Source organism: Paenibacillus durus (assembly GCF_000756615.1).
GTDB classification, from domain to species: Bacteria; Bacillota; Bacilli; order Paenibacillales; family Paenibacillaceae; genus Paenibacillus_AQ; species Paenibacillus_AQ durus.
Genome location: NZ_CP009288.1, coordinates 5485732 through 5500145 on the forward strand (window position 1 = coordinate 5485732; position 14414 = coordinate 5500145).

14 protein-coding genes are annotated in these 14414 nt (G+C 45.3%); all 14 read right to left on the reverse strand.

Annotated features, from left to right (window positions below; all coding sequences use genetic code 11):
• Positions 1–285: 285 nt before the first annotated feature.
• The 14 genes from hpf to fliD all read right to left on the reverse strand — a co-directional run bounded on the left by hpf (position 286) and on the right by fliD (position 14409).
• A complete protein-coding gene (gene hpf, locus PDUR_RS24185) occupies positions 286–837 on the reverse strand; it encodes a ribosome hibernation-promoting factor, HPF/YfiA family (protein WP_042208511.1) in 552 nt (183 codons plus the stop codon).
• 171 nt (positions 838–1008) lie between these two features.
• Positions 1009–2430, reverse strand: a complete 1422-nt coding sequence (locus PDUR_RS27545; RefSeq protein ID WP_052410376.1) for an S-layer homology domain-containing protein — start codon at positions 2428–2430, stop codon at positions 1009–1011.
• Between the two features lie 244 nt (positions 2431–2674).
• The gene (locus tag PDUR_RS24195) at positions 2675–2872 is read right to left on the reverse strand and encodes a cold shock domain-containing protein (RefSeq protein ID WP_025336789.1); all 198 of its coding nucleotides are present in this window, start codon (positions 2870–2872) and stop codon (positions 2675–2677) included.
• 258 nt (positions 2873–3130) lie between these two features.
• The gene (locus PDUR_RS24200) at positions 3131–4282 is read right to left on the reverse strand and encodes a DegT/DnrJ/EryC1/StrS family aminotransferase (protein ID WP_042208512.1); all 1152 of its coding nucleotides are present in this window, start codon (positions 4280–4282) and stop codon (positions 3131–3133) included.
• Between the two features lie 46 nt (positions 4283–4328).
• Entirely contained in the window at positions 4329–5483 is a 1155-nt protein-coding gene (gene neuC / locus PDUR_RS24205) for a UDP-N-acetylglucosamine 2-epimerase (protein ID WP_042208513.1), read from the reverse strand.
• Entirely contained in the window at positions 5465–6496 is a 1032-nt protein-coding gene (gene neuB, locus PDUR_RS24210) for an N-acetylneuraminate synthase (protein ID WP_042208515.1), read from the reverse strand. Before neuB ends, neuC begins: the two co-directional genes overlap by 19 nt.
• Before the next feature lie 38 nt (positions 6497–6534).
• Positions 6535–7236: an acylneuraminate cytidylyltransferase family protein gene (locus PDUR_RS24215; protein ID WP_042208516.1), complete on the reverse strand. Its 702-nt coding sequence runs from the start codon at positions 7234–7236 to the stop codon at positions 6535–6537.
• On the reverse strand, positions 7233–8252 hold the full coding sequence (locus tag PDUR_RS24220) for a UDP-N-acetylglucosamine 4,6-dehydratase family protein (RefSeq protein WP_042209673.1): 1020 nt from the start codon (positions 8250–8252) through the stop codon (positions 7233–7235). Before PDUR_RS24220 ends, PDUR_RS24215 begins: the two co-directional genes overlap by 4 nt.
• A gap of 330 nt (positions 8253–8582) precedes the next feature.
• Complete coding sequence (locus PDUR_RS24225; RefSeq protein WP_042208517.1) at positions 8583–10466, reverse strand: motility associated factor glycosyltransferase family protein; 1884 nt, start codon at positions 10464–10466, stop codon at positions 8583–8585.
• A 13-nt stretch (positions 10467–10479) separates the two neighbouring features.
• A complete protein-coding gene (locus tag PDUR_RS27550) occupies positions 10480–11046 on the reverse strand; it encodes a DUF8042 domain-containing protein (protein WP_052410378.1) in 567 nt (188 codons plus the stop codon).
• 113 nt (positions 11047–11159) lie between these two features.
• Positions 11160–11975 carry a flagellin N-terminal helical domain-containing protein gene (locus PDUR_RS24235; RefSeq protein WP_042208518.1) on the reverse strand — a complete coding sequence of 272 codons (816 nt, stop codon included), beginning with the start codon at positions 11973–11975 and terminating at the stop codon, positions 11160–11162.
• A gap of 119 nt (positions 11976–12094) precedes the next feature.
• Positions 12095–12508, reverse strand: coding sequence for a hypothetical protein (locus PDUR_RS24240; protein WP_156130599.1), 414 nt, complete (start codon positions 12506–12508; stop codon positions 12095–12097).
• Positions 12498–12890 carry a flagellar export chaperone FliS gene (gene fliS, locus PDUR_RS24245; RefSeq protein WP_233277427.1) on the reverse strand — a complete coding sequence of 131 codons (393 nt, stop codon included), beginning with the start codon at positions 12888–12890 and terminating at the stop codon, positions 12498–12500. Before fliS ends, PDUR_RS24240 begins: the two co-directional genes overlap by 11 nt.
• Before the next feature lie 28 nt (positions 12891–12918).
• A complete protein-coding gene (fliD, locus tag PDUR_RS24250) occupies positions 12919–14409 on the reverse strand; it encodes a flagellar filament capping protein FliD (protein ID WP_042208521.1) in 1491 nt (496 codons plus the stop codon).
• Between the last annotated feature and the right edge of the window lie 5 nt (positions 14410–14414).

The following is a 14414-nucleotide window of genomic DNA, read 5'->3' on the forward strand; positions in this document are numbered from 1 at the left end:
TTAACCCCTTTCATGCAACACAGATGGTGGAACCTCAGCCCATCCTCAATAATATTGAAAGGGCCGCTTTACCGTATCCGATTCCGCTGCTTCATAAATTGTAACAGTTTGTAAGAGTTGCCGCAATACAAGCAGAAGTTACCTGTTACGCAGACATACATATATACGCATAAGAGCCCCATCCGCTTCACGCGAATAGGGGCTCGGGTAAACTTTTTTCATTTATAAGTCAGTTTCGGCTATCCAAGAATGTTCTTGAGCAATCGCGGTAACCTAATTTACAGATTAACCTTGTTCAATTAATCCGTACTTGCCGTCATTGCGTTTGTACACGACGCTAACCTCGGAAGTATCAATGTTGGAAAATACAAAGAAATTATGTCCCACCATATTCATTTGCAGGATCGCTTCCTCCACGTCCATCGGCTTCAATGTGAAGCGTTTGTTGCGCACGACCTCCAATTCTTCATCCTGTTCCTCCAAGGCGACGGAACCCGCCGATCCATTTTCCACAAAAAGCGTCTTCAGGCTTCCTTCCTGGCGGAACTTCCGATTGAGCTTGGTCTTATGCTTGCGGATTTGGCGCTCCAGCTTGTCCACTACACCGTCGATAGAAGCATACATATCTTCGCTGCGGACTTCCGCCCGAAGCGTGACACCGGCCAGCGGGATTGTCACTTCCACCGTATGAAGACCCCGTAACACGCTGAGCGTCACGTATCCTTCCTGGGTAGGGGGCGCATCGAAATACTTCTCAAGTCTGCTGAGCTTCTTATCAACATACTCTCTCAAAGCGCCGGTCACTTCAATTTGTTGACCTCGAATACTGAATTGCATGGGCACTCCTCCTTTGCACCTCTATTATACCAAAACGTAAGCTCCATGTAAAAAGTTTAAAATTGCTCTAATACGCTTTCAAGTGCAAAAAAAGACCTGAAGCGACAAGGCTTTCAGGTCTGTGGGTAAATCCTCTGATATCGGCTGTTGAGCTTTCTATTCCGCTGTTTTTTACTTGGTCTGCACGGTGACGACTTCCACCGGCGAATAACTTCCGCTGCTGTTGCCCGCTACAAGATAAACCTTGTATTCCTTACCGCTGGCAAGGCCGGAAATTGTAATTGGAGTTTGGGTTCCGGCAGTAACAGATGAAAGCGTTCCGCTCCAGTCGCTGCCCACTGCCGCACCCGCGGCGTTTTGCCCGTTCCATACCTGTACGGCGCTAGGAGCTGCGGCTCCTGTGGCAATCGACGGGTCGGACGGAACCACCACATAACGGATTTGGCCTGCGGGGTCACCAGCCGCTCCATAGGTCACGTATACCACCGATGTAACGGTAGTCGACGCTCCCGGGGCGGCGTAGGTGACTCCCGTTACGGTGGTGCTGGCCGCCGTTTTGAAGTCCACTCTTGCCGCGCTCAATGACTTATTGCCGTATTGATCAACAAGAATGATAAATGCGGAATAATTCGTATCGGCAGTCAGTCCATAGACGGAGAAGGATACCGTACTGCCGGCGGTCGCGGCTTTGAAACCACTGTTGGCGACTGTAACGCCGCTTCCCGCCGAACCGAGGTACACGTCATTAACGGTTGGCAGTGCCGCCGCACCGGGTGCGACCACATAGTATACCGAACCGGTGACGTTGGATGTCAAGTAGACATCAGCTGTTACCGCACCTACATGGCTGTAGGTTGCTCCGCTAACCGTCGGATACACGACTGTGCCTCCGCCACCGCCACCGCCGCCAGTACCGGCAGAAGGTGTTGGAGCAGGCGTTGCCGACGGAGTCGGTGTAGGCGTTGGTGTCGCGCTCGGCTCACCGGAATAGTGGGCGGCCGAATTCCCCACGATGTTTACCGCCTCCGCGCGAGTAAGCGATTTCTTCGGAGCGAACGTACCATTCGGATAGCCGTTAATAATCTTCAGATTGGCTATTGCTGCGACCGCTCCACGGGCCCAAACCGAGATTTGGGCCGCATCCTTGAACGTCGTCGACGTCGTATCGTTGCTCAGACGCAGCACATTTGCGGCAATAACCGCAGCCTCCTGGCGTGTAATCGGATTGCCCGGACGGAAGGTGTTATTCTCGTAGCCACGGATATAGCCGGCCTTAACCGCCTTCGCCACCTCGCTGTAAGCCCAGTTCGAGGCCTTGACATCGGTAAAAGTAACCGTTGCCGTATCTTTAAAGCTGAACAGACGATTGATCAGAGCCACATATTCCGCTCGTGTAATCGCTTTGTTCGGTTTAAAGGTGCCGTCCGGGTAGCCCGTCAAATATCCTTTGTCCAACCAGTCCTGCACTTTGCTTTGCGCCCAGTGACCTTGAATGTCCTTAGGCGTGGGAGCGGCGGATGCAGCGCTAAGCGAGCCGAACACCATCCCGATTCCAAGCATACCGGTCAGAAGACCGCGCCAAAACTTTTTCATTCTGTCGTTCACTCTCCTATCTTTGTGGTGGGAATAGTCATAAGCAAGACAGAAAGAAGCTCAACAAATTACCCATCACCCAGATTCTAGGATGACTTAACAAATTCCTGCTTGATTTTTACAAATGATGTATTTTTCTTAAAAAAGCATCAAAAAAAGACCCCGGAGTTTCCAGGGTCTTACGCTAGCGTCGTCTCAATTTGCTAACCATCTACCGTATATGTAGGTCGGCTGTGCCGGATGATTATAATTTGATTACGTTAGCTGCTTGTGGTCCGCGTGCGCCTTCCACGATGTCAAACTCAACGGATTGTCCTTCTTCCAGCGTTTTGAAACCTTCAGTTTGGATCGCGGAGAAGTGAACGAATACGTCGCCACCTTCTGCAGTCTCGATGAAACCGTAACCTTTTTCTGCGTTAAACCATTTTACTTTACCTTCCATTGCTTGAACATTCCCTTCATCATCAAATGAGCGTGAGTGTTGCTCACAATTCTGACTATACCACCGCTGCTTCTCCATTGTCAATTGGAATAGAAAGTGTTTACCCTCTTGAAATTCCCAATTATTTTGTCCCGGGAAACAAGCTTTAGCAAACTCAAAATTATGAACATACTTTAACATAACCGCGCAGATCGGTTTTGAAACATCAAATCGATTTATAATTGTTTTACATAGTTATTGGGGTTTACTAATGCTAAATTAAATCCCCTGCAGCAATTGGGCTAATTGGTCAATGATAAACTTTTGGTCTTTCTCCTTCATATTTGTATCCGAAGGAAGACAAATGCCATTTTCAAATAGATGGCGGCTCACATCCAGATCCTGCTGATGGCTATAATACTTAACATCTTTAAATAACGGCTGCAAATGCAGCGGCTTCCATACTGGGCGTGATTCGACATTGAAACCCTCCAGATGCACGATAATATCAGTAACGGAGGCGGCGACCGAGCCCGGCTCCAAAGTCATCGCCGTCAACCAGCGCGTGGAACGGCCATAAGCAGCCTCAGGCATAATCCGAACGCCGCTTATTGGGAAGAGCGCTTTGCGGTAATTCTCAAAAATCTCTCTTTTCCGGGAAATACGCTCCTCTAATACCTGAAGCTGGCCCCGCCCGATGCCCGCCAAAATATTGCTTAGTCGATAGTTATAGCCCATCTCGCTATGTTGGTAATGCCTTGCATGATCCCGGGCTTGTGTGGCATAAAACCGGGCCTTTTCCAACAAAGCCAGGTTGTCTGAAACAAGCATGCCCCCGCCGGAGGTCGTAATAATCTTGTTGCCGTTAAACGAAAATACGCCCAATTTGCCGAACCTTCCGCTCATTTTACCATTGCATACGGCCCCAAGCGACTCTGCCGCATCTTCAATAATCGGAACTTCGTATTCGTCGCAAATTTGATTGAGACGGGCATAGTCGGCGCTTTGACCATATAAATTGACAACAATGATGGCTTTGGGCTTGTTGCCTTTGGATGAGTATTCCCGCAAAGCGCGTTCTAGCGCTTCAGGTGACATATTCCAGCTCTCCGGCTCCGAATCAATCAATACCGGGAGGGCACCTTGATATAATATCGGATTAGCGCTGGCTACAAACGTAAGAGAGGAACAGAATACGATATCCCCGCTTCCCACGCCAAGCAGCACCAACGCAAGATGAATAGCGGCTGTGCCGGAGCTAAGGGCTACCGCCCCCGCGCTTCCTACATATTCCGCCAATTCCGTCTCAAAGCTGTCGACATTTTTCCCAAGAGGAGCCACCCAATTGGTCTCAAACGCTTCGGCAATATACTGCTGCTCCAAGCCGCTCATATGCGGTGAAGACAGGAAAATTCTAGGTCTCTCTATCATGAACCTTCCTCCTTCATTCTTTTGCTCAATTATATTAGCACCGACTTTAGTAGGAAATTGTTTTCTGAATCCATTCGTCCGTCTTGGAAATCTCTTTTAATCTGCTCACAATACTGCTGCTCGTATTGGCCTTCCCGTATACATTATCCATCTCCGCCACCGATTTCCGGAAGCTTTCCGATAGCGCATTGTGAAGCGCGGGAGCAAGCTCGGCGGCATCTTCGGAAATATCAATCACGTTCCCGGAGCGCTCTCTTCTGCCCTGGCGGTTCCCAATATTGATAACCGGCACATGAAACGAGGCTGCTTCTATGATGCCGGAAGAGGAATTCCCGGCCAGAACAGCTGCATTCCGAAGCATCGTCAGATAATCAAGATGCTGCAGGTTCGTTACCCGGAACAAATGAGGGTGCCGTGCAAAATGATTATAGACTTCTTTGATCGCATCGGCGCCCGCATCCGCGTTCGGCATTACGCACAGCAGATCTTTTCCGCTATCGAGGAGAATCTGCACCATCTCCTTCAAGATTGCCAGATTTGCCGCCTCCGTAGTTACTGGATGATAGATGAACAGGATATAATCATTGGACATATGTAGATCGTATTTTTGTTTGACCTGCGTAAGCTCGGGCAAGCGGGTGTTCATCATCGTTTCGATTCTCGGCGCACCGACCACATGGACCCTCCAAGGATCCTCGCCCATTTTGATCAAACGTTCCCGGCTTGCCTCCGTAGCGGTCAAATGAACATGGGATAATTTACTGATGGCATGGCGCACAGACTCGTCAATCGTGCCCGACACCTCTCCCCCATGAAGATGAAACAGCAAAATATTCATATGCGAAGCAGCGATGGCGGCGGCCAGCATTTCGCCACGGTCTCCGAGAATCAGCATACAATCCGGCTCGATCATTTCTAGAGCCTGGGTCATGCCGAGAATCGCAAGGCCTATGGACTTGGCCATATTGCCATGCGTCGAACCTTGAATAAGGCAGTCCACTTGAGCGGAGATTCTAAAGCCATCCTGACGGATGTGCTGTATGGTATAGCCGAATTGAGGCGACAGATGCATTCCCGTCACCAGCAGATGGAGATCCAGATCCGCATCCTCTTCTATAGATTGCAGGATTGGGTAATAAATTCCGTAATCGGCCCGTGTCCCTGTGACAACGAGCACTTTTTTCACATCAGATCTTCCCATCGTATCAATTCGTCCCTTTCCATATCCCGCATCAGTTGTCTGCCAATTAACTTCTCGTAGAATCCAGGCTCAATTCCGGTTCCGGGCCGTTTAACGGCTAAATCCGCCCCAGTTAGTACATGCCCTGCCGGCAGATTTCCGGCAATAATCAGACTCTTTCTGGCTACGGCCCGTGTAGCCTCCTCTGAAGGCATACATCTCTTGATTCCGTCACCCTTCGCCATCTCCACATTACGGATTGCCTTTACCATCGCCGAGAACTGATCCGGCTCCAGTGATGCCGCATGATCAGGCCCCTGCAGAGAACGGTCCAACGTAAAATGTTTCTCGATAATTTTGGCCCCGAGTGCAGCGGCTGCAATCGCAATTTCAATACCGTCGGTATGGTCGGAATATCCGGTTATCCGGTCATACGTCCGCTTCAACGTTTCCATTGCCGCTAAATTCACATCCTGAAGCGGTGCCGGATAGTCGGAAGTACAATGAAGCAGAGCCACTTCGCAGTTCTCTAATGCAGCCAGAGGAGCGCGGATTTCATCGAGATCCGCCATACCTGTTGACAGCATAACCGGCAGACCATAACGATTGATCTGTTTCAGAAAGGGAATATTGTTCATGTCCCCCGATCCGATCTTGAATGCATCGATAGAGATGGAATGCAAAAAATCGGCACTTTCTTCATCAAAAGGAGTAGAAAGAAAATCAATGCCTTTTCCCGCGCAATATTTCTGCAAGTTTATAAAATTTTCAAAGCTAAGTTCCAGCTGTTTGAGCATCTCCAATTGGCTGTTCGAAGACATTGTATTTTGTATTTGATACTGCGCCTTTGGGGCATGTTTGGACACGAGTTTTTCACTGCGAAAGGTCTGGAATTTCACCGCGCATGCTCCGCTGCGAGCTGCCTCGTCAACTGACTTTAAGGCCAAGTCCATATCCCCGTTATGGTTAACTCCGATTTCCGCAATAATATAGATAGGGGCCTGTCCATCTGTAAAAATATCCCTAACCGACAAAAACACCACTCTCCTTAAGCATACGCTCCGTCCTTACACTACCCATTTTGGCCTAATATGAACTCCGCAAGCTTCAAATCAAATTCTTCGTCGATATCAACGGAACGGTCCCTTGGCATGATGTAACCGGCATTGCAGTCACCCACCATTTTATTCCCGTTAATAAGCAAGTCTCTGGTTAAAATATAGATAGCCCCGTTAAGTGCGTATAATTGCTCCATTTCCTGCCTTCTGAGGTGAGCCTCCTGTCCCTCTTGAAAAGATACCAGCCTTCCCTCCCGCATCTTTCGCAGCAAATAAGGATGGGCAGGAGCCTCCGAAACACTCTGCAAGGAATCCGCCTTCTGGTTCAAAAAAATCTCAAACGCAGTATTAATATCACTCGCACTCCGAAGCGGCGAAGTTGGTTGAAGAAGAAGAATATACTTGAAATGCCGCCCAAGTTCCTGTTCGTAGAAGGTTATCGCGTGACGAAGGACATCAATGCTTCTGGCTTTATCCGTAGCCAGCTCTGCCGGACGGATAAAAGGCGCCGATGCCCCTGCTCCCCGGGAGAACTCGGCTATTTCCAAGCTGTCCGTGCTGACCGTTACCTCCGACACATAAGGGCTTTGCAAAGCGGCGTTAATGCTGTACTCAATCAAGGGTTTACCCGCCAACAAACGCATATTTTTATTGCGAATCCCCTTTGAGCCCTTCCGGGCTGGGATGACTGCCAGACAATCAGCGCATATATTCATATGCCTCTCCTCTTAAACCCAAGGCTGTAATCATTAATTAATGAAGCGATCTCCGACAGATTCAACCGAGGTGCCGTGAAGGAGGAATATTCCTGATGCTTAGCAGGTGAAAATCCAGGATAATATTGTTCTTTCGGATTAAAAAAAGACGGAATGATATACATTTTGTCATTTTCAAACGCTCTTTCCGACTCTTCCAGCGTCATCAGTTCCTCATACAGCTTCTCTCCCGGCCGTATGCCCGTTTCTATAATTTCACTGCTTGTGCTGGTTCCCGTCGCCTCATTGTAAGATTCAATAAGAGACTGGGCCAGATCGGTTATCTTCAGGATTGGCATTTTAAGCACAAACACTTCTCCGCCCTGTGAATGTTCCGCAGCATCCAGCACCAGTTGGGCAGCCTGCGGGATAGACATCATGAACCGGGTCATTTTTGCATGCGTTATGGTAACGGGCACTCCCTTGGCAATCTGATCACGGAACAAAGGAATAACAGAACCTCTGGAACCCATAACATTCCCAAACCGTACACAGGAAAAAATCGTCCCTCTGCTGCCTTTATAATAGTTGGCTGCCGATATTAGACGTTCCGACAGCAGCTTGGTTGCTCCCATCGTATTGGTCGGGTTAACCACCTTGTCCGTACTGATGGCAACCATTTTTTTAACATTATGCTCAATAGCCGCCTCGATTACATTCTGGACACCGACGACGTTGGTCTTGACAGCCTCCATCGGGTTATATTCACAGGAAGGCACGTGCTTAAGCGCAGCCGCATGAAAAATATAGTCTACGCCTTCCATTGCATAATTCAGCCGCTTTTGGTCACGGATATCGCCTATGAGATAACGGACGTTGGAGTACTCTTTCAGCTCCTGCTGCATTTCAAACTGTTTGCTTTCATCCCTGCTGTAAATCCGGAGCGCCTTCGGGTTGGAGCCCAAAATTTTGCGGACAATTTCGCTTCCTATAGATCCGGTCCCGCCTGTAACAAGAACAACCTTGTCAGTATACATGTCTACCTCTTTTCCCGAAATGAACTTAATATCTTTGAATACGCGTCCCAGTTGATCGTAAATCAAATCCGCTTTGGCAATCAGGTATAAGATTCCTAGAAAAAATATCCATTTTCAGAAACATGAGAAAATATCTCAATCACAAGCTAGTTATTTGCTTGAGATAAAGTAAGGGAAAATCCACCTATTCTTAATTTTAATAAGTATTATATCGGAAAAATGTCGAATGAAGTGAACAAAAAACCACCATTTACAAAATGATGGTTTTTATAAATGTTATTTGCCGTGATTGACTAATCAGCTGTCGAATCTGTATATCTCTGTTAAAGATTATTTGAGTGCTATTTGATGGGTTACTTTTTCATTTTTCTCTATTGCAGCTTGTATTAAAGTAGTCATTTCTGGATTAAAGCTATGAATCTGTTCAATTAATTTGCCTAGATGCGTTATAATCAGTCGTCCCTTTTTATATGAATCCTGCGTTTCAGCAATTTCAGGTACGTATCTCATATATATATTAATATAGTGTCCTAAAGAATAATTATAAAAGACTTTAAATATATCTTGATTTGTCGTCCATTGCCACAGTGAATTAATCTCATTTAAAACATGATCAACCTGTTTAAGATTACGAGCAGATATTGCATTTTCCAGTTTAGTCATGAGCTTTAGCAATTTCTTTATTTTTATATCTACTTTGGAAATTTGCTGTAACACTTTAGAAAGGCTCATTGTGGAACGGCCTAAATTTTCAAGCTGAGCTTCTAAAGATAGCGCAGAAATTCTAGAGGAAATCTCTAATGATCTGGAGGGCTGCTGCAATAATTCAGGAACCAGCTCATCCATGGAGACCCAATCCGTTCCTTCAATCACGGCGCCCTTTTTCGAAGTGTTTATGATTTCCACACCTTTGAGTGTCATTATTTTCACTAATACTTGAATATCTTTTAATAAAACCTGCATACTTCCCTTGGTACGATTTTTGCCGCCTTCAACATTGTCAACCCATTCATTAGCACTGGAAATATGCGCTTCTTTGGAATTATCCGACATATGATTAACACCTGGGGCATAAAATTCATCATCAGTGTAAGATAAATCCTGTCCCATAAGCAAAATTTGCGTTATCCCCATATATGCTGCCAATTGTATTGCTGTTCCCGTTACAGTTGATGTTGATATAAAACCGGGGATTCTATTATCCTGATCAAAAATATGATTTGTAATTAAATCATTATCGAATTTGGCACAAAACATTGGGCCCTTGAAATGATCTGTTATCTTATAATGAACAGGCGGAAGCAATATCAATGGCACTTTCGATGTATCAATATTTTTGAACACTTCGTAGTTGGAAAGACTTCCATCCATCGAAACTATAAAATGAGGATACACTCCAAAATGCTCCATAGCTTGGATACTGGACCCCGCCGCAATAATTAAACATTTGTCCTTCAATTGCGATAAATAATGAATATCTTTTTTCAACGAGGGACCAGAACCTACCACTATAGCCTTGACCTTATCATCCTTCCAAAGATCTTTCAACTCGACAATGGATGGGGATATAGACATATGCGAGATATTTCCCAGAATATTATTTAACCAAGTCTCCTGATATTCTTTTCTGGTCTGCATGTTTGAGATTTGTTGAATAATCATATCCTTTAACTCCAAGTCTAGCTGTGTTATGATTTTCGGATATAATTTTTCATAAATGGGCGGTGTAACTTTGCAAAAGGATCCCGATACAAATCCTGCTATTTCATTGGCAATCTGTAGAGGAAGGTATTCATCATCACCGACGGCAAATAATTTAATTCTTGGATTTGACAACGCAGGCCGAATATCTTTAACCTTTAACCAAGTTTTGAAAATTTTAGAGCTTGGTTCATAAATGAATATATACTTTGCCTTAGTTGTTGCCAGCAATTCCTCGAGAAAAAAACCAAGTCCGATTCCGAAAATTAGTATATGCTTGCTGCTTTCAATTTTCTCTTTTAATGTATGAATCCATTTCTTGGATTCTTCCTTTGCGCTGTACCTGCTATGCAGGAAGTATGAATTCCCATCCGATGTTACTACAAGATTGGGTTCATTGTTACGCGTGAGAACAACTTCATCTCGCGTCTCTTCTTCAGTATTCTCTAGAATCTGAAGTAAGGCTGGATAATTTTTAGTTAAAAACTTCACATTGGACTGATAAAGATCCATTTATGTTAACCCCTTAATTAATAGTCTTGGTCTTCATCTTCTCCAATAACGGGATTATTTCATAGTTAAGCAAATCTGCAGTAAGCACATATTCAGCTTGATTCAAGCTTCCGCTAAGTTCTCCAATTGCAGATTTCAACTGCGATATTATTGATATCAGTGAATCTTGATCCCCATATAAGATCTGAAGAAAATCCAAAGAATTAACTATCCAATTCAGACCTTCAACAAGCTGAGAGAATTCTGCCCAATGCTCTTCATTAATATCCCCATAAAAATAATCGGCAACTTTACGTGAGGCCGGAATAAATTTATCCAGATATTCATCCAGGGCCAGTTCAGTTTCAATTATACTTTCTTTCTTAGTTTTTGTAATAATGTTGATTTGATTGATTTCTCTATAATCGTTAATAATGATCTGTTCGTACCCGGTAAAGATCGGATTGTTATCAATCTCCACACTGTATATTAGCCGATCTTCCTTATATATTTTTGCTGTTGATGATATCCACCATTCGTTAATTGGTTTTAAATCAGCTTCCAATACCAATTCATTCTGATTATCAATGGTTACCTTCACTAGATTCACTCCTCGCTCAAGCCGTTAATATAATTATCGGAATGATCTGCGTGTTAATGTAGAGAAAATAAAAAAGCCTCCGAATGGAGGCTCTTTGACTTTAGTACAGCTTATTATCCGAGCAATTTCAATACAGCTTGTGGTGCAGAGTTGGCTTGTGCCAGCATAGCAGTACCCGCTTGTACGAGAATTTGGTTCTTAGTGAAAGCGGTCATTTCAGTTGCCATGTCAGCATCTTTGATACGGGAGTTGGAAGCGGACAGGTTCTCCGATGTAACGCCCAAGCTGTTAATCGTGTGTTCCAGACGGTTCTGGTAAGCACCCAAATTAGCACGGTTAGTGGATACAGTGGAAATTGCAGATTTGATTACTGCCAGAGCAGATCCTGCCTTACTAGCAGTACTAATGGAAAGACCGCTGATACCAAGAGCCGATGCTTTATTGCTGGAAAGCGAAACTGTCAACGATTCTCCGGAAGTTACGCCGATTTGGAAGTTTACGGTTGAAGCAGACTTCAAGAGAGATACACCGTTAAAGTTGGAGTTGCCGGTAATTCTATCAATTTCCTGAACCAGCTGACTTACCTCTTTTTGCAGGTTGGCACGGTCTTCATCTTGGTACGTACCGTTCGCTGCTTGGTTAGCCAGGGTGTTCATACGTTGCAGCATGGAGTGAACTTCAGTCAAGTCACCTTCAGCCGTTTGCAGGAGCGAGATTCCGTCTTGAGCATTACGTTGAGCTTGGTTCAAGCCGTTGATTTGATAAATCATTTTTTCGGAGATAGCCAAGCCAGCAGCGTCGTCAGCAGCGCGGTTGATGCGGTAGCCGGAAGACAGCTTTTCCATCGTTTTACCCATTTGTGTATTGTTGAAGCTCAGGTTGCGGTTAGCGTTGATTGCGCCAACGTTAGTGTTAATAAACATTCCCATCGTAATCATCCTCCATGATTTTGTTTGGATTTGCCACTTCCTTGTGGCCTACTATATATATCGACGAATCTCTGAATTTGTTTAGCTTTCGCAGCATAATTTTTCGAGAGGAAATCGAACTATTTTTTGTGATCAAAGTATAGCGGGACTTGGTCATTTTGGTCCAGACGGTAGTATGCATTCATCACCTTCCGCTGGTTCTTGACTGATCGCAGATCCGCTCCGGTATCCGCTGCAGATTCAGAAAGAGAATGATAAATAGCTTCAACCTGTCGTTCAATCGCCTGCATAAGATCTAGTAGAGAATCAGAGGCAGACGACTGCTCCGGATCGATCAAGTTCATCTGTTCCTGAATATATTCAATTTCCTTGGTGATCTGATTCCACTCTTTCGCCTCACGCTCAAACAGGGAGGGGAAATCATTCCCCTCCCTGTCTGCCATGAGCGACAACTGTCTGGTCGAGCAATCCAGCAGCTTCATATAAAGTTCGTGTCGTTGATGCGCCAGGAAAAGTATGTCTTTATGATCCAAGGGTACCACCCTTTCCGATCTCTTCCCATGCGGACTTTAATTCCTGCAGCATAGCCACGACTTCATCAATAGATGCCGTGTTCTTCTTAATATTGGCCTCAATCAGACGCTCTATCATATAAAAATACAAATTCTTCAGATTGCGGGCAATTTCCCCTCCCTCTTTTTGATTCAGTGCAGACATGAGCTCGTACACAATATCCTGCGTTTTCTGAATGTATTTATTCGTCTGGGATATATCTCCTTCAGTAATAGCTTGTTTGGCTTTCCCAGCAAACTGTATGGCTCCGTTATATAGCATAAGAGTTAATCGGTGAGGGGATGCCGTCTGATATTTATTTTGTTGATAGGCCTGGTAACCTGCAAGATTGGGTGACGCCACTAGTCTCATCTCCCGTTAGTTAGTTAATTTATGAAGAAGACTTGGTCAAAGCCTGGAATTGACTGGTCATCCAGGTCTTCTGGCTGTTCAATTGAGACATCACGACCTCAAGGTTAGCATACTGCCGCTGAAGCTGTTGCTCTTTCATCGCCAAACGGTCATTCATGCTAGTAATTTGATCGCTGAGAAAGGATATTTCGGAATCATAGCCTTTGATTTTGGATGTTATAAGTCCATTTACGCTGTCCGTCCATACCTTCAGGTTGTTCGCAAATAAAGTCCCTAATCCGTCATTGGCGTCGCCTTTAGCTATGCTTCCCGTAAACATTTTGCTTAGCTTGTCCGAGTTTGCCGTCAGTTTTTCCTTGAACTGATCCTTATCAAATGTGATGGTACCCGTCATCAGAGCTGCGCTTGTTACGCCTTTATCCACTTCCAACCCCGCGTCAGACAGCAGCTTGAATCCATCGCTGCTGCCAACAAGAGTATTCATCCAATCATTCAATTGGGATTGCAAGTCACGGAGCATTGGGTCGCCCATTAAAGTAAGAGACAAGGAACCGTCACTATTTTGTTCGGATTTCTTGGTATTATTGCGAATTATAGTTACAATCTCATTGTATCCCTTGACGAATGCATCTACCTTATCGGTGATTTTATCGGCATCCTGACTGACTTTTACGGCAGAAGAGCCCGTGGCGGTGAGCTGCAATGTAACACCGGGAATCGCATTTTCGACTTTATTCGAAGAGCTTGTAACATCGACTCCATTAATGGTCATTGCAGCATCGACGGCTGTCTGTGCTTCTGCATCTGGTTGGTCGTAGCCTAGAGCAGCCTTTAGTGCAGAACTCATAGCGATAACCGGATGAGAATCTGTGCTTTCTAAAGCTGTAACACTCGCTGCTGTGAGAGAGCCGTCTGCTTCGGTCGCTAATGGATCCATAAAGGAGATTGCATTCTCGGTTCCCGTCTCTTTGGAAGTAAGAACCAATCTCTTCTCATCAGGACCGGACTGAACGATGGAGGCCGACAAACCTGCTCCAGACTCCCGATTGATGTCTTTGGCAAGGTTGGTCAGAATTTCATCGACAGTGGCTCCGGTCAATGTAATCTCTTTAACTTCAGTGCTTGAAATTTTAAGTTGAATCTTCTCTCCGGCCAAACCGCTCATAGCCGTTGAAGCCTTACTTTGATAAACGCTGGCTTTTGCCAGACTTGTAACATTTAGCGAGTAATCGCCTGCCAAAGCAGAATCCCCTGCAGTTACGGTTAACTTGGTCGTATCGGAGCTAGTGGCATTATTAACAGTAAAAGCGCTGATGTCAGACAAAGAAAATGCCGCATCTTTTAAGGCGCTCACCTTCGTTTTGAGTGTATTAAACAACCCTTGATACGCTGTTACATTTTCTTTTTTCGTTTCCAGTTTAGTAATTGGTACTTTCTCCTGATTCATGACGGCCTTAATATAAGCGGCAGAATCAAAGCCCGAAGCTAATCCTGAAATGCTAACTCCCATATGGA

Excerpts from the sequence above, each read along its gene's own strand:
- hpf (WP_042208511.1), bottom strand. The coding sequence starts at position 837 with ATGCAATTCAGTATTCGAGGTCAACAAATTGAAGTGACCGGCGCTTTG.
- PDUR_RS27545 (WP_052410376.1), bottom strand. The coding sequence starts at position 2,430 with ATGAAAAAGTTTTGGCGCGGTCTTCTGACCGGTATGCTTGGAATCGGG.
- PDUR_RS24195 (WP_025336789.1), bottom strand. The coding sequence starts at position 2,872 with ATGGAAGGTAAAGTAAAATGGTTTAACGCAGAAAAAGGTTACGGTTTC.
- PDUR_RS24200 (WP_042208512.1), bottom strand. The coding sequence starts at position 4,282 with ATGATAGAGAGACCTAGAATTTTCCTGTCTTCACCGCATATGAGCGGC.
- neuC (WP_042208513.1), bottom strand. The coding sequence starts at position 5,483 with ATGGGAAGATCTGATGTGAAAAAAGTGCTCGTTGTCACAGGGACACGG.
- PDUR_RS24215 (WP_042208516.1), bottom strand. The coding sequence starts at position 7,236 with ATGAATATATGCGCTGATTGTCTGGCAGTCATCCCAGCCCGGAAGGGC.
- PDUR_RS24220 (WP_042209673.1), bottom strand. The coding sequence starts at position 8,252 with ATGTATACTGACAAGGTTGTTCTTGTTACAGGCGGGACCGGATCTATA.
- PDUR_RS24225 (WP_042208517.1), bottom strand. The coding sequence starts at position 10,466 with ATGGATCTTTATCAGTCCAATGTGAAGTTTTTAACTAAAAATTATCCA.
- PDUR_RS24235 (WP_042208518.1), bottom strand. The coding sequence starts at position 11,975 with ATGGGAATGTTTATTAACACTAACGTTGGCGCAATCAACGCTAACCGC.
- fliD (WP_042208521.1), bottom strand. The coding sequence starts at position 14,409 with ATGGGAGTTAGCATTTCAGGATTAGCTTCGGGCTTTGATTCTGCCGCT.